The 22,431-nt window shown below is 62.1% G+C and carries 14 protein-coding genes and 2 tRNA genes; 6 read left to right on the top strand and 10 right to left on the bottom strand.

The features are described 5' to 3' along the window. Window positions 1-306: 306 nt before the first annotated feature. The 6 genes from AAF555_07215 to AAF555_07190 form a co-directional block, all read right to left on the bottom strand. On the bottom strand, window positions 307-1,038 hold the full coding sequence (locus AAF555_07215) for an alpha/beta hydrolase (GenBank protein MEM6911358.1): 732 nt from the start codon (window positions 1,036-1,038) through the stop codon (window positions 307-309). A 13-nt stretch (window positions 1,039-1,051) separates the two neighbouring features. Beyond that, a complete protein-coding gene (locus tag AAF555_07210; protein ID MEM6911357.1) occupies window positions 1,052-8,080 on the bottom strand; it encodes a hypothetical protein in 7,029 nt (2,342 codons plus the stop codon). Window positions 8,081-8,188: 108 nt separating this feature from the next. Beyond that, window positions 8,189-11,461, bottom strand: coding sequence for a hypothetical protein (locus AAF555_07205; GenBank protein ID MEM6911356.1), 3,273 nt, complete (start codon window positions 11,459-11,461; stop codon window positions 8,189-8,191). Next, on the bottom strand, window positions 11,458-13,647 hold the full coding sequence (locus tag AAF555_07200; GenBank protein MEM6911355.1) for a hypothetical protein: 2,190 nt from the start codon (window positions 13,645-13,647) through the stop codon (window positions 11,458-11,460). Before AAF555_07200 ends, AAF555_07205 begins: the two co-directional genes overlap by 4 nt. Before the next feature lie 119 nt (window positions 13,648-13,766). Beyond that, window positions 13,767-14,219 carry a hypothetical protein gene (locus AAF555_07195; protein MEM6911354.1) on the bottom strand — a complete coding sequence of 151 codons (453 nt, stop codon included), beginning with the start codon at window positions 14,217-14,219 and terminating at the stop codon, window positions 13,767-13,769. Window positions 14,220-14,261: 42 nt separating this feature from the next. Then, window positions 14,262-14,441, bottom strand: a complete 180-nt coding sequence (locus tag AAF555_07190; protein ID MEM6911353.1) for a hypothetical protein — start codon at window positions 14,439-14,441, stop codon at window positions 14,262-14,264. Between the two features lie 225 nt (window positions 14,442-14,666). On the opposite strand from AAF555_07190, the gene can reads away from it, so the two are divergent. Next, on the top strand, window positions 14,667-15,263 hold the full coding sequence (gene can, locus AAF555_07185) for a carbonate dehydratase (protein ID MEM6911352.1): 597 nt from the start codon (window positions 14,667-14,669) through the stop codon (window positions 15,261-15,263). Between the two features lie 292 nt (window positions 15,264-15,555). On the opposite strand, the gene AAF555_07180 is transcribed toward can, so the two are convergent. Continuing rightward, window positions 15,556-15,813, bottom strand: a complete 258-nt coding sequence (locus AAF555_07180; protein ID MEM6911351.1) for a hypothetical protein — start codon at window positions 15,811-15,813, stop codon at window positions 15,556-15,558. A 258-nt stretch (window positions 15,814-16,071) separates the two neighbouring features. On the opposite strand from AAF555_07180, the gene AAF555_07175 reads away from it, so the two are divergent. Continuing rightward, on the top strand, window positions 16,072-17,232 hold the full coding sequence (locus tag AAF555_07175; GenBank protein ID MEM6911350.1) for a Gfo/Idh/MocA family oxidoreductase: 1,161 nt from the start codon (window positions 16,072-16,074) through the stop codon (window positions 17,230-17,232). Between the two features lie 117 nt (window positions 17,233-17,349). Here the strand turns inward: AAF555_07175 and AAF555_07170 are convergent. Next, window positions 17,350-17,426 (bottom strand) — tRNA-Pro (locus tag AAF555_07170). A gap of 104 nt (window positions 17,427-17,530) precedes the next feature. On the opposite strand from AAF555_07170, the gene thrS reads away from it, so the two are divergent. From thrS to AAF555_07150, 4 genes are all read left to right on the top strand, one after another. After that, on the top strand, window positions 17,531-19,414 hold the full coding sequence (gene thrS / locus AAF555_07165) for a threonine--tRNA ligase (GenBank protein ID MEM6911349.1): 1,884 nt from the start codon (window positions 17,531-17,533) through the stop codon (window positions 19,412-19,414). Window positions 19,415-19,595: 181 nt separating this feature from the next. After that, window positions 19,596-20,219 (top strand): translation initiation factor IF-3, encoded by a 624-nt coding sequence (gene infC, locus AAF555_07160; protein ID MEM6911348.1) that lies wholly within the window; start codon window positions 19,596-19,598, stop codon window positions 20,217-20,219. Between the two features lie 20 nt (window positions 20,220-20,239). Beyond that, the gene (locus tag AAF555_07155; protein MEM6911347.1) at window positions 20,240-20,938 is read left to right on the top strand and encodes an HAD hydrolase-like protein; all 699 of its coding nucleotides are present in this window, start codon (window positions 20,240-20,242) and stop codon (window positions 20,936-20,938) included. Window positions 20,939-21,378: 440 nt separating this feature from the next. Next, window positions 21,379-21,453 (top strand) — tRNA-Arg (locus AAF555_07150). A 221-nt stretch (window positions 21,454-21,674) separates the two neighbouring features. On the opposite strand, the gene AAF555_07145 is transcribed toward AAF555_07150, so the two are convergent. Both AAF555_07145 and AAF555_07140 read right to left on the bottom strand, forming a co-directional pair. Beyond that, window positions 21,675-21,983: a HigA family addiction module antitoxin gene (locus AAF555_07145; GenBank protein MEM6911346.1), complete on the bottom strand. Its 309-nt coding sequence runs from the start codon at window positions 21,981-21,983 to the stop codon at window positions 21,675-21,677. A 4-nt stretch (window positions 21,984-21,987) separates the two neighbouring features. Continuing rightward, entirely contained in the window at window positions 21,988-22,269 is a 282-nt protein-coding gene (locus AAF555_07140) for a type II toxin-antitoxin system RelE/ParE family toxin (protein ID MEM6911345.1), read from the bottom strand. Window positions 22,270-22,431 lie beyond the last annotated feature (162 nt).

Raw genomic sequence — 22,431 nt, 5'->3', positions numbered from 1 at the left:
TCGGTTTTTTTGGTGATTGCGTAGGCTTTGCACATTCTGCGCGCCCTGGTTTGGGCCGAGAGGCGCGCGGCCTGCCTTCGCTTGATCCGGCTGCCTGGCTTATACCAACCTCTAGAATTCACTGGAAGAATGGAGGGAAGGCGTTGTGGGGAAGAGGCGCTGAAGCGCGGGGAAGGGAGAGCCGGTGTCTTTCGAGCCAGCCCTGCGTTGCTCCTCGGTTACGGTGCCTGCACCGCGCCCTCGTCACGCCTTGGTCTGGCCCGAAATCCACTCGCTCATTCTACCAGCCAATTCTGCAGCTTGGTATTATTCCGATCCTTGGTAGGTGAAGCGGGCTTGGGGGCTCCAGTCGTTGTGGCCGCCGGGGAGGTAGTTCAGGATGGCTTGGGGGCGGCTTTGGGCCAGGGTTTCCGCGTGCTGTGGGGGGATGACGCGGTCGTTTTCTGCGATCCAGATTTCTAGGGGTCCGTGGTAGGCGCGAAGTGCTTCGAGGTTGTTCCAGTTGTCTCGAAGGATCCATCGGATGGGGAGGAGGGGGATTTGGTTTTGGGCGACGCGTGCTAGTTCGTCGAAGGGTGTGGCCAGGATGAGTTTGTCGGGCGGGGTCGGTAGGGTGGCGAGGTGGCAGGCCGGTCCGCTCCCAATGGATTCGCCCACCACGATGAGGGGCAGGCCAGGATGGTCTTTTCGCAGTTCGAGGTAGGCTTCTTCAGCGGCTCGGTTGAAGCTTTCCCGCGAGGGCTGCCCCGGGCGCGGGCCGTAGCCGGGGTATTCCAGAATGTAGAGAGCGCCGTCCGGCGGGAAGCAGGGGTAGCGGAGGCGGTGCTGGGCTTGCCCGGCGTTTCCGTGGAGGAGGAGCCAGATGGTCTGGGGTTCGTTCGCCGGGCGGGTGACGCCGTGTTTCCAGGTCTGGATCGGTGGGGAGTTTCCTTTCTGTGTGGGGAAGTAGAGGAGTTGGCGCTGGAAGGCGGCGCATCCCGCCAGGAGGAGTCCGTAGGTGCCGAGGCCGAGGTAGAGGAGACGGCGTAGGGTGCGCATGGGCAGCTTGGTATTAGGGGGTGGGGGTGAGGGATGCGCTTTGGTGGGGGTCTCCGATGATGAGTTGGGCCGGGTTGGGGGAGAGCGCTTGGAAGATTTCTTTGGTCCACGCGATGGGCTGGCCGGTGACGGGGTCGTCTGCGATGAGGGTCCCTGAGCTGATTTCGTGCAGCCGGATCCAGGCGGTTCCTTGTCCATTCAGGTTGGCGACTTGGGCCAGGACGGTGCGCCCGGCTTGCAGTTGGCTAGGGAGGGCGCTCCAGGGGAGGCCGGTGTGATGGGTGCTAGGGAGGCCGCCTGCTTCCAGGGCCTGCACGAGGGCGGCGGCTTCGGTGGGGGCGGTGGGGAGGCCGAGGGCTTGGCTGGTGGCTGGGGGGAGGGTGGCTGGGCCAGTGGGGGGTTCGAGGGCGCGGCGGCGTTTTTGGGTGAGGGCGTGGATTTTGTCCGTGGCTTCGGTCCGCCAGTTGGCTTGCTGGCGGGGGGTGTTTTCGAGGATGGGTGGGAGGTTGGAGGGGGGGAGGCCGCTCAAGCGTGCTCCGGTGATGGCGCGGTCGAGGGCGTTTTGGGCTGCTTCGATTTGCTGGAGCTGGTTGCGCTCTTGTTCTTGGGCGGCGGTGAGGTGACGGCCGGCGTGGAAGATTTGATCCAGTTCGGCAAGTCGGCGTCCGACGGTGTCGTCGTGTTCTTGGCGGATTTCTGGGGCGCCGGTGCCGCGGGCGAGGTGCTGGAGTCCGTAGGCGCGAGCGGTTTGGCGCTGCCGGTTGGCTTCTTCCCGGAAGGTGCGGGAGGCGACGGTTTCGACGCTTTTTTCGGCTTCCCGGAGCTGATTGACGAAGTTTTGGAGTTGGGATTGGCCGATGAGGCGGCTGTCGAGTTCTTCTTGCGCGGCGATGACGCGCTTGAGGTAGTCTTCTCCGGTCATGCCGTACTTGTCGAGGGTGCGCTTGAAGGCGGCCATGTTGCCGCGGTTTTTTTCGAGTTCGAGGGTGGATTCGACAAGGTCTCGGAAGGTGAAGTCGTCGGGGAAGCCGGGGACTTTGACGCTGTTCATGTCGAGCTTGGCCATGCTGGCGGCGTCGAGCTGGCGGACGAAGTATTTGGAGGCTTTGGTGGCGGCGGCGTCGAGTTTGTAGGAGGGGGCGTCCACGAGGGGGCGGCCGAGGTCATCGAGGACTTTTTTGCCGTTCAGTTCTTTGACGAGGTTGGCGCCGTTTTCGAAGTAGGAGTTGATGTAGTCGTCTGGAGGGAGGGGTTCTTTGGGCGGTTTGAGGGTGTGGTTGCCGCTCATGATGCTGTCGGTGGTGACGATCTTCTTGGGCGGGGCCTGCATTTCTTTGACGACGTGGTTGATGGTGGCTTCGGCTTGGTAGGCTTCGGCAGCGTAGTAGAGGGCTTCGCCCTGTTTGTTCCGGAGGTTGAGGATGGCGCGGTGCTCGAGGTCTCGAAGGATGTCTTGGCCGAGTTTCACTTTGGCGGGGTCGCCGCTTTGGAGGAGTTTTTCGGCTTCGCCGATGGATTTGCGGAGGCCGGACTGATCGAGCATGCCTGGGAGCGGAATCTGCCCGGCGGGGATTTCGCCTTTCTGAGCGCGCTTGAGGCCATCGATCATTTCTTTGTAGTTGTCCATGCCTTCGAGGGTGTCGGTGTAGAGGTCGTTGTTGACGCGAAGTTTCTGGGCGTCGGTGGCGTTTTCGGGGTCGAAGCCGAGGTCGCGCAGGCGTTTCCGGATGCGCTCTGCGCCGAGGTGATTCGCTCCTTCGGCTTGGTCCAAGATGTCGGAGAAGGCCCGGCGGGTTTCGGGGGGCACGCCGTCCAGGATGCGTTGGCGCAGGGCTTGCCATTGGGCGGGCTTTCGGTATTTCACGTTGGCCATTTGCTGGAAGAGGAATTGCCGGGAGGTGTCCATCTGTTTGGCGGTGAGGCCGGCGAAGGCACCTTCCAGTTCGGTGCCTTTGAAGAGGGTGTAGATCGGGTCGGTGTAGACGTTGGTGTCCACGACCATGCCGCTTTCGCGCCCGCCGAAGAGGTTGCGGACTTTTTGTTGGAAACGACGTGTGACCAACTCGGGGCCGCGTCCGGGGCCGCTCAGTTTGGGGGCGTTGATGGAGATGTCGTAATCGCTGGTGAGGTTGGTGGAGCCGAAGGCGCTAGGCTGGATGCTGCCACGCTCGAGGCCGAGCAGGTCTTCGACTTCGTTGATGGATTCCCGGAGGGCGCCGTCCATCTGATTGCGCCGCCATTGGTTGATCTTGTGGAGGAGGAGCTGTTCTTCGGGGGTGCCGTCGGCGAGTTTTTTGAGCTGCCCCCAATCGCCTTCGGCGTCGAAGATTTTTTCGATGACTTGGGCTTCGTCGAGCTGGCTGAGTTCGGTGCGCTCGCCCCGGAGGAGTGCGAGGTCATTGTCGTTGAGCTTGGGCTCGGGGGCGAGGCGGCGGAATCCATCGATGTCTCGCCGGACTTCAGTCAGGTCATCCAAGCGGGCGCGCGCTTCTTGCAGGGCGCGGGGGTCGGCCTGGGGGTTGGTGGCTAGATCATCGATGGTGCGGCGGGTTTCGTCGGCGAGGTCTTCGATTTCCTTGGCGGCTTGGTTGAGATCGACTTTCTCGAAGCCTTCGCTACTGACGGGAGGGCGTCCTTCGGCGAGTCGCTCGCGGCTGCCGCGGAGGGCCTCGAATTCGCTGCGGCTGGGGGGGAGGCTTTTCTTTCCAAAGGCATCGCCGCGGAGGATTTCGGCTTGGCGAGGTGGGACGTCGACGATGGGTTGGTTGCGGTAGTTGTTTACGACGTCGCGTCGTTGGGAGAGGTCGCCATTCTGGTTGCGACGGGTTTGGATTTGCTTTTCAATTTCTGCGAGTTCTTCGCTGTCTGGGCTCCCGCGTGGGGGCCGTTCGCTGTCGGGGTGCCGCTTTTGGATGTCTTTGGCCCGGGTTTCGAGTTCTTCGATTTCTTTTTTGTTTTTGCGGATTTTGCTTTCGAGCGCGCTGTCGGCATCGCGAAGTTCGCTGTCCCGGACGGGACGTCGGGGCTGGGTTTCGCCGGCTTCTAGGATTTGTTGGCGCTTGCGGGCGAGGTCGATGGCTTCGGAGGTGAATTCCTCCGAGTCGCCCAGGGCGGTCAGGATGGATTTGCGGTTTTTGCTGGCGGCGAGGAATTCTTCGGGGATTTCTCCAAAGCGTCCGGCGTCGGCGAGGGCTTCGCTGCGCTCGAGCATTTCTTTGAGAAGGAGTTTGTCTTTGGTGCTGAGGGCGCGGAGGGCGGCCGGGTCGGCGAAGTCGATGTTCTTGAGCAGTTTGCCGCCTTCTTCGATGAGGGTGGCGGTGCGCATGGCTTTGATGGCTTTGTAGGCGGCGAATCCGTCCGTTCCCAAGCCGATGCCTGAGCCGACGACGGCCAGGGTTTGCGCGAGGTCGCCCAGGATTTTTCCTTCGAGTTCGGCGGAGCGGCCCGCACCGAGGACGGCGCCGGCGCCGATTTCGAATTCGAGTTCTTTTTTGCGCTGGGAGTTGCCCACGACATCGGTGGCGACGGTGTAGGCGAAGTCGGCCGCGCTCACGCTGGCGGCGACGAGGGTGGACCAGAAGCCGGCTCCCGCGAGGGGCGCGGTGGCGACGGCGGCCGCCGCCAGCATGACGGTGGTGTCGACGTCGGCGTAGTCCTGCTGGGCCCGGGCGGCCGCGCCGAGCACGCCGAGGGCCTTCACGTGAGCGCGGGCCAGGCGATCGGGTTCCCATTGGGATTGCCGCTTTTCGCTGTCGATTTGGAGTTTCATCATGCGGGGGGCGACCCGCTGGACGACGGGCTCGAAGCCCAGCCCGGTCAGCTTGAGGAGGCCGAGGACGTCGCTGTCCGGGATGGCGGCGGCTTGTGCCAGGCTTTGGCGCATTTGAGGGCCCCACTGGCGGTAGGCGTGGTTGAAGGCGCTCCATTGGAAGAGTTCGAAGTAGGCGGCTTCTTCGGGGACCCGGGTTCGGTAGCCGAGGAATTCGTCATCAAAGAGTTGGAAGAGGTAGGGGTCGTCCTCCCGGCCCAGGTCTTCGCCCCCGAAGAAGCGAACCATTTTGGCGAGGGCCGGACTGGAGGCTTCCATGGCGATCCACCAGAGCTGGTTTTCTGCGAGGTAGACGCGGGCTTGGTTCAGGAGGCCGCTTTTGGGTTCCTCCCGGTAGACGGGGAGGGAGCGCATGGGGATGCGCATGAAGGAGAGGGGGCTGCGCTTGGAGGCGATGAGGCTTTTCTGGCTTTGGTAGAGGGCGCGGATTTTGGCGGGCGAGAGATTGCGCTGCCAGTCGGCGATCTGCTCTTCCATCATGGTGAGGAATTCGCGGCGCAGGAGGAGCATGGCGGCGTGGTCTCCCACCGAGATTTTGATGGTGCGAAGGCCGCCGGAGGGAGCTTTTTTCGGGAGCCAGTCTTGGTAAGGCACGGTGACGCCGTGGGCTTTGGCTTCGCTGGCGATGGCGGCCAGTCCGCCGAAGACATTGATTTGGGCGACGTCGATCCCGGTGTTCCAAGCCCATTCCACGAAGATGAAGTTCGTTTTGGAGTCGGCGGTGCCTCGGACGACGTCCTCCCAGTTTTCGACGGGCTGGCCCGCGAGGTCGGCCGCTGTTTTCACGGCTTCCTTCCAGAGTTGGTTCAGTTCGGAGGGGGTGGCGAAGATTTCGGCGGTGACGGTGGTGGGCTGGATGAGGTAGCCACTGTCGGTCTGGACTTGGGCGCGAAGAGTGTCGCCCGAGGCGACTTCGAGGGCGATGTCCCCTTCGGCGAGCGAGACTTTTTCCTCGGTCCCGGTGCGCACGAGGTGGATGACGGGGGAGAGGTAAGTTTTTGGGTCGTTGGGGTCGGGGCGGAGACGGAAGGGTTCGGGGGCTTGTCCTTCGACCTGGTCTTGGGCGGAGACGATTTCGTCATTGTGGCCGAGAACGGCGGTGATTTCCGGGATGGATTCGGCGTTTTGCTCCAGCTCGACGACGAGGCGGATTTTTTCCGGAGCGAAGGCGGGCGCGAGCGGTTCCCATTCGCCCGGTTCGGCTTCGTACTCTCCCTCGGCCGGTCGGCTGGCGGCCAGCTGCCGGGCCAGTTTGAGTTCGCCCCGAAGGTCTCCAAACTGGAGGTTCCATTTCCCGGCCGCTTCCGCGAGGGTGAAGGCTTGCGGGCCGGGCTCCGGCTCGTCTGCCAGGACCGCGAGCACGAGCAGGCCTTCTTCGATGACGCCTTCTGACAGCGCTTGGGAGGTGGGATCGGGCTCGGGCGCTGCTTCGGGGAGGGCGCTCAGGGAGCCTCCAGTGGGGGGGGCGGCTCGTTTGAGGCCTTCCCGGTATTGGGCCCAGGCGGCTTGGAGTTCCGGGGTGTTTTCGGGGTCATTTTCGGCTCCCCGGGCGCGGATGCGGTATTCCTGGATGCTGCTGCCTTCGCCAATCAGGAGGTCGGGGAAGGGCCGGTCTTCGGTGGCGGGAGGGAGGTTGCGCGCTACGATGAAGATTTCCCGCAGGGCGAGGGAGTGGCGACCGAAGGTGGCGGGGTCGAGGTCTCGGTAGCGGAGGATTTGGGGTTTGTAGCGATTTTTGTAGACGGGCCGGTCCCAGAAGATTTGGTCGACGGCGGTCTGGTCTTCGGTGGGGTAGGCGGCGAGGATGGTGGGGGCCATGCGCATCCAGATTTCCCGCCCGGTGACGCGGCCGACGGTCGATTCGTCTTTCCCAGGGACGCGAAGCAATTTCCCGGCGCGTCCCTGTCCTGCTCGGTCACGCGCGGTGGCCCGATCACCCAGGTAGTTCCAGTCCCAGAGAAGGGCGCCATTGGGCAGGCCCCGTTCGAGGGTGAGGGTGACTTTCTGGTAGTCGGGGAGGTCCCGGTGGGTGAGATCGACCTCGGCTTGGAAGTCTTTGGCTTGGAGGGTGATGGGTTGGGGTTGGTTCGCATCCAGGAGGAAGCGATGTTCTTCGTCGGGCGCTTCCTTTTCGATTTTCTCGGAGACGACGCCTTGGCCCTCAAATTCCAGGATCAGCTTGGGGTAGGAGGGGACGGCGGGGGCGGTGTCTTTGGCAGGGCGCGCTTCGGTTTCCCCGTCCACGCGTGCGGAGGTGAGCTGGAGTTCTCGGAGGCCTTCGCCCGGTTGCCGATATTGCAACTGGATGCGACTAAATTCATCCAGGTGCACCCAACCGGTGACGGGTCCCAAGACGCCATCTTGGTAGAGAGCGCGCCAACTGCCACTGAGGGCTTGGAAGTCTTCCGGGGTGGCTTCGCGTCCGGGCGGGGCTTCTTCTTCTTTTTCCGGGGGGGTGACGCCGAGCTGGTTTGCGAAGGTGGGGTGGAAGGGCTCGGTCCGGAGGAGCCCGAGCTGGGGACCGTGGGTTTCGCTTTCTTCGAGCGGACGGGCTTTCAGCGTGAGGGTGTTCGCGCCGGAGGTGAGGGTGACGTCGAGGGGGCTGGGCCGAGGATTGCTGTGCTTGATTTCGACGACCATGGGCTGGTCTTCCAAGAGGGTGCCGGTGGCTTGCAGGCCCTCCGGGCCGACGGTGTAGAGGCGGAGCGCTTCGATGCGACCGACCCGGACGAGCTGGAACTGTCTCATCATTTCGTCCATGTCTTCTTTCTCGACTTGGACTTCGATTTTCTCGGCCGGCGGGTCGATGCGGAAGCGGATGGGCGCTTGTTCCCGCTGGGCGGGATCGCCCTCTTCCTCCCCTTCGCTCAAGACGAAGAGGGTTCCTTGGCCGCCGAAGCCGTCCACGGTGGCCCAGAGGAAGTCGTCCCCTACTTGGATCTGGAAGGGGTTGTTGCGTGGGGGTTTGGAGAAGGTGGCGTGGTAGCGGTTCTGGATCTGACGGATCGAGAGTTCGACTCCGGTATTGCGCCCGCCGACGTGGATTTCCCAGAGCCCGTCCAAGCGGATGTGGCCATACAGCCGGACGGGGCGCGGGACGCTCTCCACTTTTTCGGCGCTCGGCCCAGCCGGGGGCGGGGCGGCGGGCTCGTTTTGGGCGAGGGCCGGCCAAGGCAAACAGGCCAGGAGCGCGAGGAGGCGGAGGAGCTTCATCGATTTAATGGAAGGTGCGGGTGCTCTGGGGGGGGGGAGCGGGGCCTTGGCAGGCTTCGTCAGGTTTCGTTTTCGGCGTGGGGGAGCCGTCGGGCGGCGGGGCTTTCGCTAGTCCCACCAGATTTGAATTTTGGTTTCCGATGAGAGGGTCTGGCCGGGGGGCAGGGCGACGCGGAGGTAGAGTTCGTTTCCCTGGGTTTGCCAGGTGCCGCTGGCGGGGCGGAGGGGACGGCCTTGAGCGTCGAAGAGGTCGATCCCGTCGATGAGGGAGGTGTCGGGGCCGGAGACGTCGATTTGCAGGTCCCCGGCGTCTGGGATTTGGCTGCGGAACCATTCGCGACCATTCAGGGAGTATTCCGCAGGTGCGTCCGCGGTGGCGGCGGCCACGGGGGTGACGCGGGCGGGGGGGAGGGAGGCGGGGACGATGGCGCTGGCTCGAGTGGGGCCAGCGAGGGCGGGTTGGTATTCCCGGAGGAGGTCCAGCGGGAGCGAGTTGCTGCTGGGGTCGGCATCTCCTTCGCTCGGCACGCTGGCCACGAGGCGGAGGCTGGTGCCGGGCTGCCAGGTGCGAGGCACCCGGAAGCGGACGGTGACGGGCCCGCCACGGAAGGAGGCGAGCGAGGCGAGGTCCCCGCCGCCGAGGGGGACGCCTTCGTAGTGCAGGGTGACGCGGGAGGCTGGACTGGCGAGGTCCCCGGCATTGAAGGCGGCCAGGGTGATTTGACGTTCCTGGCCGGGCTGGAGGTCGCGCGGGAGTTGCGCTCCGTTGGTGGCGAGGAGGAGGTCGTGGGCGTCGTGACGCATTTGCGGGCTGCTGAGCTGGGCCAGGCGATCGGCCTCGGCGTTCGTCTCCGCTACAAAACAGCCTTGGGTCCAGTCGTGCAGGCCGTAGACTTGGCATTTTTCCGCGAGGTGGAAGTTTCCCGGTCCGATGCCTTCGGAGTCGATGGTGACTTGATTGGTGTGGTCTGTCTGCAAGCTGGCGTTGGCGCGGTAGTGGAGGGCGGAGGTGGGCACTTGGAAGAGGTAGCGGCCAAGGGGGATTTGCTTTTCCAAGGTGCGCAGGAGGCGGCCGTTGAAGCGGATGCCGGTGTTCATTTCTTTGTAGTGGGCGTCGGCAAATCGCGGGCTGAATTCCACGGCGACCGCGGCATCCTGCACGGGCGCATCGGGTAGGTAGAGGCGCTTGGGGGGACCCCATTGGCCGTCCTGGTAGTCGACTGAGAAGTTGCCCCCAAGCTGAGGGCCACTCGCTCCCGAGGGCGCTTCTGGCGGGAGGGGCTTGTGGTAAAAGAGCCGGAGGCCGCCCTCCCGCGTGGGGCTGAGGGTGGGGGCGCCGTAGCCGGCGTCCGCGGTCCGGAAGCTGGCCTGGGGTTCGGTGGGTTGGCGGACGAAGAGGGTGCCATCGGGCTCGCGGCCGGCCAGGAAGAGGTCTTCGCCGAGGGCGGCGAGGGAGCCGTGGGTGGCCGAGTAGTCGCGCTCGGTGTTTTCAGTCCGGAGGGTGAGGGTGTCCGGGTTTTTCTGGGTGAGGAGGGCCAGCTGACCGCTCGGGAGGGTTTCGGCGCTGAGGAGGGGGCCGCTGGGGAGGCCAGCCGGCCAGGCGTCGGTGGGGGTGGCTTGGAGGGTTTCATCGAGCGAGACCCGCTTGAGCTGGCCGCCTTCGCGGAAGAGGGTTTCGACGCCGTTTTTGGTGCGGAGGGAGAGGGGGCTGTCGGCGCTTTTTTCGGGATCACTTAGGAGGACGGTTTGGCCCGTTTCCGGGTCGAGCGTGCGCACGACGGTTTTGGCTTCGTCGTCCGGGCTGGCTTCGACGTAGGTGGCGAGGGCGGGGGCGTTCGGGCGGGGATTGGGTCCCAGGACGGGGGAGGCGACCGGGGCTTTGCCGAAGTAGCCATTGAGCTTGCGACCAGGGCCAGCCAGGCCCCAGCCGAAGTGGAGGAATTCGGCGCCGTCGGGCCGTTGGCGGCGGGTGAGATGGGTGCGCTTGCCTTCTTGGTCCACGTAGGTGGAGCTTTCCTTTTGGTCTCTCGAGTTTTCTGCCTGGGCGAGGGTGGCGGCGTTTTCGAGGGGGCGAAGGGCCTCGGCCGTCAGGAGCGGGGTGGGGGGCGCATCGATTTTGCGAAGACTGGTCCCGAAGGCTTCGGGGCTGAGGAAGTCGCCCACGAGACCTTCGGTGTTGGCATCGAGGAGATCGTAAGTGCCCCTGTCGGGGTTGGTGCCTTGCGGGGAGGGTTCTTCCTCGGAGGGGGATTCTTCTTCTCCTGGCTCGCTGGTTTCTTCCTGGCTTTCCCCGGCCAGGCTTTCGATCGGGCCGAAGAGGGTCCAGGTGGGGTCGTCGTCTTCCTCTTCTTCCTTTTCGGCTGGGTCTGGGTCGCTCGAGGGCGGAGTGGGGGCGGTTTGGGAAGCGCCCACGCCAAGACGCCCTCCGCCCCCGCCTCCTAAGCTCCCGCTGCGGGTGCCGAAGTTGGTGCTGGCGGGAGTGCCGCTGGTGGGGGGCAGGTTGTAGCGAGAGCCCGGCGTGTTGGTGCAGCGAGTGCCGGAGTTGCTGTTCCGGCTGGTGCTGCGCGAGAGGGTCACGAAGACGGCTTTTCCTTCGGGCACTTCCGCGAGGTAGGAGAGGCGATGTTCTTGGTTGTGCCCGCTCAAGATGAGGGTGCCCGCGAGCTTTTCGAAGCTGGGATAGAGGTAGGGATGCAGGCTGACGGTGGTGACTTGGCCGCTGGCCAGGGTGGTGTTTTCCAGGACCGGGTCGAGGGAGAGGGCCTGCGCGGCGGCCGGGCCTTCGGGTTCGAAGCGAAGGGAGAGATCGGGGAGGTTGGCCCCGAGATTGCGGATGCGGAGGCGACGCTCAAGGCGGGCGAGATCGAGGGGATCGCTTGGGAGGATCCACTGGGTTTCCAGCTTGAGCTCGGGCTGTAGCAAGCGCACGAGCAGTTCATTTTCCCCGGCCAGGGCTCCTTCGTGCTCGGCAGTCAGGGTGAGGGTGTAGGTGTCCTGGGCGGCCCCATTTCCGTGAACGAGAAGGGGGGCTTCCCAGATTTCGCCTTCGGGGATTTCCAGCACGGTGCCGGGTTCTTCCCAGTCGGGCGTGCCGCGGCCCACGAAGCCGGAAGGAAAGTCGGGGAAGTGGGAGGATTCCAAGCGGAGCCGGGCGGGGCCGGGGCCGTGGTTTTGGACCGGGATGAAGAGCCGCTGGTTGTAATCCCGGGCGACTTCAAAGCCTTCTGCGGGCACGAGAAATTCAATCTGCGGAAGCAGGGCCGGCTGGGTGGAAGCGGGCTTTTTCTGAGGGGGGTCGGGCGCCTTGGGGGTGGTGCAGAAGGCTAAGACGAGCGCGATGGCCGCCAAGGAGAGGAGGGAGAAGAGGGTGTGCGGCTTCATGGAGTGAGGCGCTCGATCTCAAAGGTCCACCGGCGATTGAGGAGGGGCGGGGCGGGGCTGGCTTCGATGACGGCTCGGTAGACTTGCTGGCTGGACCAGGTTTGTCGGTCCGCCGCGAGGCCGAGGAAGTGGGTTTTTCCGGCTTGGACGGGGAAGACTTGGTTCTCGACGGGTGGGCCCTCCGCGCTCCCCAGCCACCAGTGACTCAAGACTTGGTTTTCGACGGCCGGGCTGAGCAGGCGCAGGGAGACAAAGCCATCTTTCTCTGGGGTGAAGCGGAAATGATCCCGGTCCCAGCGCGGGAGGATGGCGAAAGAGAAGGGCTCGCCCAGGCGGACTTCTGTGGCGTCGCTCGGGTCCTCGCCCGTTTCGGGCGCGTTGGGTTCGGGCAGGAATTCGACGAGGCCTGAGATGGCGATGTCGGAGGCTTGTTCGCTGCTGGGGAAGCGGTGGCTGCGGAGCTGGAGAACCGCTTCCTCGCCCTTTTTGGCGCGCGTTTCCCGGGATCCCGGGTAAGCGGTGTCGGCGTGAATCCAAGCGGAGAAGAGCCCGGGGTGGACTGGGCTTTGGTCCTGCCGGAGGAAGCGAAGGGCGCCGGGGCCGGGGGCGGTCACACGAAAGCAATCGCGATCGCCCTCTGGATTGAGAACGATAGGGAAGGGCACATCGAGGGCGATGCGCTCGGCTTGCTCGGGGAGGTCATTGGGCTCGCTACCCTCTTCGGGAGTGAAGGCTACGAGGCCGGTGAGTGCTTCCTCTATCGCGATTCCTGAATGCGCAAACTGATCGCTTCGCAAGGCGAAGACCACGGTTTCGCCTGCGTCCACGGAGCGATCCCACTTTCCAGAGCGAAGCTCGTAAAGTTGGCCCTCTCGCTCTTCTTCTCCCCACCAAGGATAGATCCGGGCGGCGCGGAGGGGTCGGGCGGGGAGGCTGAGTTCGACCGAGCCGCGGCCGGGACTGACGAAGGTGAAGTAATCCCGATCTCCGCGGGGTGTTAGCTGGAACCGGAAGGGCTGGCCCACTTCGATGGGGGTGGCGTCCTCGGCGCGATCGTTGGGCTCTTGATCCAGGCGTTGGCTGAAGGAGAACCTTCCTTTCATGACATCAGACGAGCTCCGTTCACGGTGGTTCCAACGGCTGCTTTTGAGCCCGAAAATGACCCGTTCCCCTTTTTCCGCTTGAGTGTCCCACTCGCCGCCGCGGTGGAGGTAGGTTTGGCCGTTTGAGTCAGTGCGCTCGCCCCACCATGGGTAAATTTCATGTGGGCGAGCATCCTGCGTGACTTCAAAGCGAAGGGTGCCCGTCCCCGGGCTTTCGATCACGAAGTAGTCCCGGTCATGCTGGGGATTGAACTGGAAGGAGAGCTCTTGGCCCACTTGGGCCGGGGTGGCGGTCTCAGGCGAATTGTTGGGTTCGGCGTCCTGGTAGGGCTGAAAGCGAAAAAACCCTTCCAGCTTTTCGGCGGAGCCTTTTTCTTGATGAGGCCAGCGATTTCCGCGAAGGGCGAAGGTCACCTGCTGGCCTTCGGTCACCCCCAGGTCCCAGATCCCAGAACGACGCTCGTAAGTTTTTCCATCAGGGCCCACGAATTCTCCCCACCAAGGGTAGGGTTCATGGTCCTTGGATTTCTGAGAGAGGAAAAATCGCAAGACCCCATCGCCAGGTGCCTCCAGCGTGAAATAATCCACGTCCCGAGTGGGGTTGAGAGAGAACAAAAGGGGCTGGTTCACGGTAGCGGGGAGGGCGGTGGTGGCGTCGTCATTGGGCTCTGTATCGACGGGGGGGACCCACTCCAAAAGTGCTTTCAGGAGATCGGGGGAAGCCGCTTCCATGTGGGGCCAGCGATGGCTCTTGAGCGCCAAGATGACTGCCTCTCCTTGCGAGACCCGGCGGTCCCAGAAACCGTTTCGTCGGAGATCGCTCCGGCCATCTTCTCCTTCGGTCTCCCCCCACCAGGGGAAGACTTGGTGAGACGAGGCCTTCTGCGTCAGCCGCAGACGCAGCACTCCGTCCCCCGGTGCTTTGAGCGAGAAGTAGTCGCGGTCCCCTTTCTCAAGAAACTGGAACTCCCACTCTTGGCCGATTGTGACCGGCGTAGCCTCGGCTGCGGTGTTGTTGGGCTCGGTCTCGGCCTGCAAAGGAAGGGCGAGAGAGGAGAGAGTGATCCAGAGAAAACCTTTCATAGCCGATCCAGGACTGTAGCAAAAATCTCGGCTTCACGGCGAGCAAAAAGCCCTCGGGGCGCAGGCGGCCGCGCTCTCGGCTCGGATGAGCTTGGAGAGGGCCACGGGAGGGGGCAAGCTCATTGGTTAAAAAAAGCTTTCGGCATGCCATAGGCCTCGGTCCAGATGAGGTAAAAGACATCGCTGTGACCGGCCTCGTAATCGACGAGGGTCCAGCCATCCTTGGTGCGGAGCCAGAGGGCCACGGTGTCCGAGTTGCCCAGGTCCGGGTAAGCGATCGGCCCGCCGTTCCGGTCCTGGGAGGCGCCTTGGAAGAGCGCCCAGTTGCGGTAGGCTCGAAGACTTCCCAGAAAAAGAAGGGGCTCTCCCGCCTTGGGTTCCAGCTTGGCGCGCAACTGATTGAAGAGTTCTTTTCTCAGGGGATTGCTGGTCGGGATCTCGCTGGGCTTTTCATAGGCCGGATGGTAGAGGCTGCCCCAGAGATCGGACCCCGGGGTGATGTCGAGTTCCTCCGCGAGAGCGGACAGGGCTAGCAGAAGCCAGGTGAATAACAGAGGTAGGGAATGTTTCATTGGGGGGAGGAGCGGTGGCGGAGGCGATTTCGATAAGCCTGTTCAATCGGCACTGACATAGATATCCAAAAAGGCCCGGATGGAGGGATAGTGTTTGGTCGATTGATCCGCAAGATCGATGGCGGTGACCACGCCCTTTTCGATGGAGGTGATTTTCACTTTCACCTGTTGCCATTGGTTAAGCCAGACGGTGCCTGGTTCGACGTTGATTGATTTGGTCATGGTTCTGTGGAGCGATGGATTGGTTTGCAAATCGGGTGACGGTCCCGTTTTGCAAAAGCAGAGGCCAGTGAGGAGGGGACTGCCGTGAAAGAGAGCGATCGGCCTTCTTTCGACGTTCGCAGTTTGTCGGCCAAAAGAAGAAGGGTTTTGGGGAGGGCGGGCCCAGGCGAGAGAGGGGCTGAGCTTGCGGAAAGGCTTTCCCGACTTTATGGCCCCTGCCACGCTATGAAAACGCTCCCCGAACTGCTGGAGAAAAATCGTCGATGGGCGGCCGCGCGGGTCAAGGAGGATCCGCAATTTTTCACCCGTCTTTCCGAAGCCCAGCAACCCAAGCATTTCTGGATCGGCTGTTCCGACTCTCGGGTTCCCGCCAACCAGATCATGGGGTTGGAGCCGGGAGAGGTCTTTGTCCATCGCAACGTGGCCAATGTCGTCATCCCAAGCGATCTCAACATGCTCTCCGCCCTCCAGTTTGCCATTGAGGTGCTCAAGGTGGAGCATGTCATCGTCTGCGGGCATTATGGTTGCGGTGGCGTGAAGGCTGCCATCACCGACCAGCGGGCCGGCTTGGTAGACAACTGGCTTTGCCACGTCCGAGAGGCCGCCCTTGGCCACGCCGAGGACTTGGCCCAACTGACCGTGGAGGAGCGCATTAACCGGATGTGCGAATTGAACGTGATTGAGCAAGCCAGCCATGTGGTCCAGACGACCGTCTTGCGAGACGCCTGGGCGCGCGGGCAGCGGGTGGACGTTCATCGCTGGATCTACAGCCTGCGCGATGGGCTCCTCCATGAGGTCGCTCCGGTTTTGCAAAAGCCGTAGTGCTGGTTGGCAGAACTCAGGTTTTATACCAACCACCAGAATTCACTGGAAGAATGGAGGGAAGGTGATGTGGGGAAGAGGCGCTGAAGCGCGGGGAAGGAAGAGCCAGTGTCTTTCGAGCCAGCCCTGCGTTGCTCCTCGGTTACGGTGCCTGCACCGCGCCCTCGTCACGCCTTGGTCTGGCCCGAGATCCACTCGGCCATTCTACCAGCCAATTCTGCAGCTTGGTATTAGGGGCGCTGAATGCAGGCGTCCCTTCTGCCGCGTAATCCGGCAGCTTGGTAGAAGGAGATCAGGGATCGATTTTCCGCCACTCCCGTCGGGTTTCGGTGAGCGGGAAAGGGGCTTCGATCAAGAGGTCGTCTTCCGCAATCCGGTAGCGGCGCCAAGTCCTCCCATCGTGATTCTCGAGGACGTGCCATCCGGAATCGCTGCCCGCATAGAACCAGCGGGACAAGCCGCGGGCTTCCGACTGGCGGTCGATCCGAGCGAGATCCCAAGGATTGATGACCTGAGCGCATCCCGCGAGCAGGCCGACCAGGAGAATCATCCCAAAGCGCATCCAGGAGTCTCTCCGTCTCTTGGCCTTGCGTCAATCTCCTAGGCCAAGCGAGCCAGGATTCACTGAACGAGCTGCGCCGAGTGCTTGACTCAGGAGAGGAACCGTCTTTCAGATGAAGTGCGAGGAGGGGGCGGACACCAGGTCCCCCCACCTTCATTGAAACAAGCCTGGGCAGACTTTTGCAAAAAAGCGTTCATTGCTTGCGACTAAAAAACACTCAGCAAACACGAAATTCTAGAACGATCCATGGCACTTCAAAGAAAACTCCGGATGGGAATGGTTGGTGGCGGACGCGGTGCGTTCATTGGTGCGGTCCATCGCATGGCCGCGAACTTGGACGGGAAAATCGAGCTGGTGGCCGGCGCCTTTTCCTCCGACCCGGAAAAATCCAAACTGAGCGGAGAGGATTTCTTCCTCGATCCCGATCGCGTCTACCGCAGCTATGAGGAGATGGCGCAAAAGGAGGCCGTGCGGGAAGACAAAATCGATTTTGTTTCGATCGTGGTGCAAAATCACCTGCATGTCCCAGTAGCCAAGGTCTTCTTGGAGGCCGGGTTTCATGTCATTTGTGACAAACCGCTATCGAGCAATTTGGCGGATGCCAAGGCGCTCAAGGAAGTGGTCGAGCAGAGTGGAAAAGTTTTCTGCCTCACGCACAATTACACTGGCTACCCCATGGTGAAGGAGGCCCGCCGCATGGTTCGGGACGGCGAGCTGGGGCGACTCCTGAAAGTGGTGGCCGAATACCCCCAAGGCTACGCCGTGGGCGAAGTAGAGGACAATCCCTCGGGGCAAATCTCGAACTGGCGGGCGGATCCTGCCGTCTCGGGTGCGTCCAACTGCATGGGAGACATCGGTACGCACGCCCATAACCTGGCCCGTTACATCTGCGGGATCGAGGTGGACGAGCTGGCGGCCGAACTCACGACCTTTGTTCCGGGCCGCCAACTGGATGATGATGGGAATTGCCTGGTGCGCTTCACCCAAGGCGTCAAAGGCATCATCTCTGCCTCCCAAATCTCCAACGGGGACGAGAACCACATCAACATCCGCGTCTACGGCACCAAGGCCTCCATCCAGTGGCATCAGGAAGACCCCAACGATCTCATCGTGAAATACTCCGATGCGCCACGCAAGATCTATCGCCGGGGCAACGACTACCTGGGCGAAGCGGCCGCGGCCAACACTCGGACACCCTTCGGTCATCCGGAAGGCTTCATCGAAGCCTTTGCCAACATTTACTTGGCGGCGGCCCAAGCCATCACGGACCAGATCGAAGGCCAGCCAGTGCCGGAGGGCGGCTACGACTTCCCCACGGTCGACGATGGGGTGGCAGGGAATGCCTTCATTCAGGCTTGTGTCGAATCAGCCCAAAAGAACGCGGCCTGGACCAAGCTCGACTGCTAGAGCGAGGCGCTCGGCCTTGAGCCTTCGCCGCGCAGGTTCCAATCCCCCTTGTGCCACGTGCTCTAGGCGATCGAAAATCAGCAATCGAGATTCGAAAAGAAATTCGGAAGGAAAAGGTGGTCGGGGAGACAGGATTCGAACCTGCGACATCTGGTACCCAAAACCAGTGCTCTACCAAGCTGAGCTACCCCCCGTATCGCTCGGGAATGAACGGGCGGTAGGGTGCCTGATCTGGGGGAAGTTTCAAGAAGAATCCCTTCTTGAAGGTTGGGGACTCCTCCGCTACCCCTACCCGCCCATGGCAAGCGAGGCTTCTCAGCGCAAAACTCTCGAAGAGCGATCCCAAATATCCGACCTCGCACGCCTGCGTCACAGCGCAGCGCACGTGCTCGCGACTGCCATTCTCCGAATTTGGCCCGAGGCCCAGCTCGCAGCGGGCCCCCCAGTGGAGAATGGCTTCTACTACGACATCGATCTCGCGCATCGCCTCACCCCCGACGATTTCCCGAAAATCGAGGCCGAGATGAAAAAGGAGGTCAAGGCCAACCACCCCTTCCAGCGCGAGACCCTGACCCGGGCCCAAGCCATCGAAATGGCGGAAAAGGGCAGCTTGGGCGCGTTGGGTGAGCGCTCAGTGCCGAGCACCTTCAAGCGCGATCTCATCGACGACATTCCCGAGGGCGAAGAACTCTCCCTCTACCGCAACGGGGACTTCGTCGATCTCTGCGCCGGACCGCACGTCGGCCGCACCGGCAATTGCAAGGCCTTCAAAATCATGAGCGTGGCGAGCGCGTTTTACAAAGGCGATTCTTCGAAACCACAGCTCCAGCGGATCTACGGGACCTGCTTCAAAAACCGGACCCAGCTCGACGAATACCTCGTCCAATTGGAGGAAGCCAAAAAGCGGGATCACCGCAAGCTCGGGAAGGAGATGGACCTCTTCCACATCGACGAAGAAGTCGGACAAGGACTGGTGCTCTGGATGCCCAAAGGGGCCATCCTGCGAGATCAGCTCCAGCGCTTCATCACCGAAGAACTCGACAAGCAAGGCTACGCGCAAGTCTACACGCCTCACATCGGCAAGCTGGGACTCTTTCGAACTTCGGGGCACTTTCCCTACTACCAAGACTCCCAATATCCCCCGATCATTGAGCGGGATGCCATGAAGGCGCTCGCCGATGAGAATACGAGCTGCGCCGAACTCAGCAATCTGCTCGAGGACGGGGAGATCGATGGCTTCTTGCTCAAGCCGATGAATTGTCCGGGCCACATTAAGATTTATGCCGCCCGCCCGCACTCCTATCGTGACTTGCCCGTCCGGATCGCGGAATTTGGGACCGTCTACCGCTGGGAGCAGAGTGGCGAATTGGGGGGCCTGACCCGCGTGCGGAGCTTTACCCAAGATGATGCCCATTTGTTTTGCTTGCCCGATCAGTTGGAAGAAGAGATTCAAGGCTGTCTCTCTTTGGTCAAAAAGGTGCTCAGCACCCTGGGAATGACGGAATACCGGGTCCGGGTGAGCCTGCGGGATCCGGACTCTTCCAAATATGTGGGTGACCCGGAGAACTGGGACAAAGCGGAGGCAGCCCTGCGCAAAGCCGCTGGCACGCTCGATGTGCCCTTTACCGAGGAGCCAGGCGAGGCCGCCTTCTATGGCCCCAAGATCGACTTCGTGGTGAGGGATGTCATTGGTCGCGAATGGCAGCTCGGCACCGTGCAAGTGGACTACAACCTCCCGGAGCGCTTCGACATTCACTACATCGGTGCCGACAATGAGCGACATCGCCCCGTGCTCATCCACCGCGCTCCCTTCGGCTCGCTGGAGCGGTTTACGGGGGTGCTCATCGAGCACTTTGCTGGTCACTTCCCGGTTTGGCTGGCGCCGGAGCAAGTGCGGGTCCTGCCCATTTCCGACAAGACGCTGGACTTCGCGCAAGAGGCCGAGGCGGCTCTCAAGGATGCCGGCGTCCGAGTGACCCTCGACTCGGCGGCCGAAAAGATTGGCGCAAAGATTCGCCTTGCCCAGCTCGATCGAGTTCCCTATATGTTGATTATTGGCCCCAAGGAAGCCGAGGCCAACTCGGTTTCCATCCGTCACAGCCGACGCGGTGACGAGGGAGCCAAGCCTCTTTCTGAATTTGTCGATCAAGTCCTCATGGAAGTCACCGAGCGCACGCTTTGATGTTTTCGTCCTAGCAGCATGAGGCGCGTTTTTGCAATTCGCCGGACCCCTGTGTCCATTCCTGTGGGATGGGCCGAGGAGCGGCCCCGTCGATCCACGACACCCACCAACAACCAAGGAGGAATCCATCGCTAAACCACGTAAGAAACGACCATCCCGCCGGCGCGACTTCGGTCCGCCCATGAACGAACGCATCCGCTCGCCCAAAGTCCGCGTCATCTGGGGGGCTACCGGAGAGCAGCTCGGGGTCATGAACACCAAGGAAGCCGTGGTGAAGGCGAAAGCCGTCGGCCTCGACCTGGTGGAGGTGGTCAGCAACGTCGACCCGCCCGTCTGCCGCATCGTCGATTACGGCAAGTTCAAATACGAGCAGTCCAAGCAGACCAAAGAGCGCAACAAGGGCAAGACCGCCACCAAGATGAAGGAGGTGAAGTTCCGCGTCCGGATCGACACCCACGACTACAACATCAAGCTCTCGCGCGCCGAGGAGTTCCTGAGCCATGGTCATAAAGTGCGCTTGCAGCTCCAGTTCCGAGGGCGGGAAATGGCCCACAAGAATCTCGGCGTGGAACTCATGGAGCGGGTCTGCCAAGACCTCAAAACCATGGCCCACATCGATGTGGAGCCGCGGCTTCAGGGACGGCAAGTCGTCGCCATCACCTCCCCGCTCTCGAAAGACAAGCAGGTGCGGAAGTTCAAGGTGGAAGTCCCGGACGACTACGTGGACGAGGACGATGAGGAGGAGGAAGAAGACGAGCTGCACGAAGAGGAGGCCTCGGCCGACAAATCTTCAGGCCGATCCTGAGGGCAATCCTGGGGCCAATCGTGAAGCGTCTTTTTCTCCTAGATATCGACTGCACGCTGGTCAACACCGGCGGGGCCGGGCTGCGGGCCATCCAGCAGGCCTTCCTCGACGTCTTTGAACTCGATCCCTCGGAGGCCCCGACCTTGGACTTGGCGGGCTCGACCGACCGCGGGATTCTGCGAAATTATCTCGCGGAGACCGCTCGCGCGGAAACCTCGGAGCTGAGAGCTCAGTTTTTCGAAAGCTACCTCCCGCAGCTCCAGGCCAACTTGGCGCCGGAGGACCATGGTGGGAAAGTGCTGGCCGGCGTTCCCGAATTGCTGAGGGAGTTGGCGGCTGATCCCGAGCACACGCTGGGTCTCCTAACCGGCAATGTGGCCAAGGGAGCGGACATCAAGCTCCGGCGCTATGGCCTCGACCCCTGGTTTTCCTTCGGCGCTTTTGGGGACGATCATTGGGACCGCAACCAGCTGGGGCCGATCGCCCTGGAGCGAGCCCGGGAAAAAACCGGACATTCCTTTTCGTCTGAACAGACCTACGTCGTGGGGGATACGCCCAAGGACATCGCCTGCGGAAAAGCCTTCGGCGCGATCACGGTGGCGGTGGCCACAGGCAACTTCACGGAGGCCGAGCTCCAGGCCCATGAGCCGGACTTTGTCTTGTCTAGTCTGGTGGAATTCCAAAAAAGGGTCTTGGTGGGAAGCGACCGGATGGAGTAGAAGCGGTCTCATAAAGAGGACGCTTTCTATTCATGGAGACCGCTTTTTGAAACCGCCTAGTATTGGTGGGCCGCGACGTCCCCGGCGCGGCGGGTGCGATGAGCCGATTCGCAAACCACTCACCTACCCAAGGCCTTTCCGGCTACCTATCACTTGGGATCAGCTGCACCCAGAACAAGAAGTCTCCCCCCACCGCGCCGGGGACGTCGCGGGCCACCGGGGAAAGCTTGCTACCGTAGTTTTCGGGGGGCTTCTGCTAGGATGGTCTTCGCGATATCCCATTGGTTCTCTGCCCTATTCATCCATGACTCCTATACACCTCACAAAGAATACGACTTCTATTTGCGAGACCGCTGCTAGGGGAGAGGTAGGTTGCAGGCCCTTTCCTTGCCCGGGTCTGACTTGAAGGGCCTTGGCTTTCGAGTAGACTCCCTTCTCGCGTCCCCGTAGTTCAACGGATAGAACAAGGGTTTCCTAAACCTTAGATAGAGGTTCGATTCCTCTCGGGGACGCCAGCTGTAAATTATTCAAAATAAGCGATTTACGAAGATATTCAGGTGACCTGAGAAGTGTTCATCTGTTGCCATTTGCGCCTATTTTTGTCCCATTCTGCCAAGAAAAGTGGCAACAAATTTTCTGCCCGTCTTTTAGCCCACCCCCTCTAAAACGGCTCCAGCGAAAGAGTTCACTAGCCTACGCTGTTGCCTCCAACTCAGCCAAGGATTCACCTCACCCCCTAAGGGGCAAGCAGATCGCAGGGCGCGATGGCTTCTAGTGCCTCGGCCATCTCTGCCTCAACCTTCCTCCGCTCATAACCCGCTTGCAGGTTCATCCAGACTTCCGCAGGCCACGGAAAGAACCGGGAGAGACGAAGCGCGGTGTCTGCCGTCAAGGCTCGCTTGCCTTTCACAATCTCATTGATCCGACGCGCAGGCACCCCGATCGCCTTGGCTAGGCCGTATTCTGAAAGCCCAAGAGGAACGAGAAAATCCTCCCTTAGCACTTCGCCGGGATGGATGGGAGTGTGACGTTCTGCGGTCTTCATGGGGTTAGTGGTAATCTACGATTTCTACGTCGTGCGGCCCGTCCTCTTCCCAACGAAAGCAGACTCGCCAGTGGTCGTTCACTCGGATGGAGTGCTGCCCTGCCCGCTTGCCCTTGAGCGCCTCCAGTCGATTTCCCGGCGGCACTCGCAGTTGTAGCAGCTCCGTCACCGCATCGAGCTGCACGAGCTTTCGCAGGGCGGTTCGCTGAATGTCGGGAGGCAGCTTGCGGACTCTCTCCCCCTGGAAGAGTCGCTCTGTCTCCTGACCGGCAAAGGATCGGATCATGCATCTCCGTTTGCCCATGATAACGCGTGGCGTTCATAGCTCAAGTTCAATCGCCTCCGTCCGCCCGTCCGCTCGTCCAGCAATCTTTCAGCCGGACGGACGGCGGACAGGTCTCTATCCCTGCCAGCGAATCTGGCTTTCCTCGTTCTCCTCGAAGCACTC

It is taken from the genome of Verrucomicrobiota bacterium (assembly GCA_039027815.1).
Classification (GTDB): Bacteria; Verrucomicrobiota; Verrucomicrobiia; order Verrucomicrobiales; family JBCCJK01; genus JBCCJK01.
The sequence above is the reverse complement of the archived record's forward strand: the minus strand, read 5'-3'. Positions and strand labels throughout refer to the sequence as shown.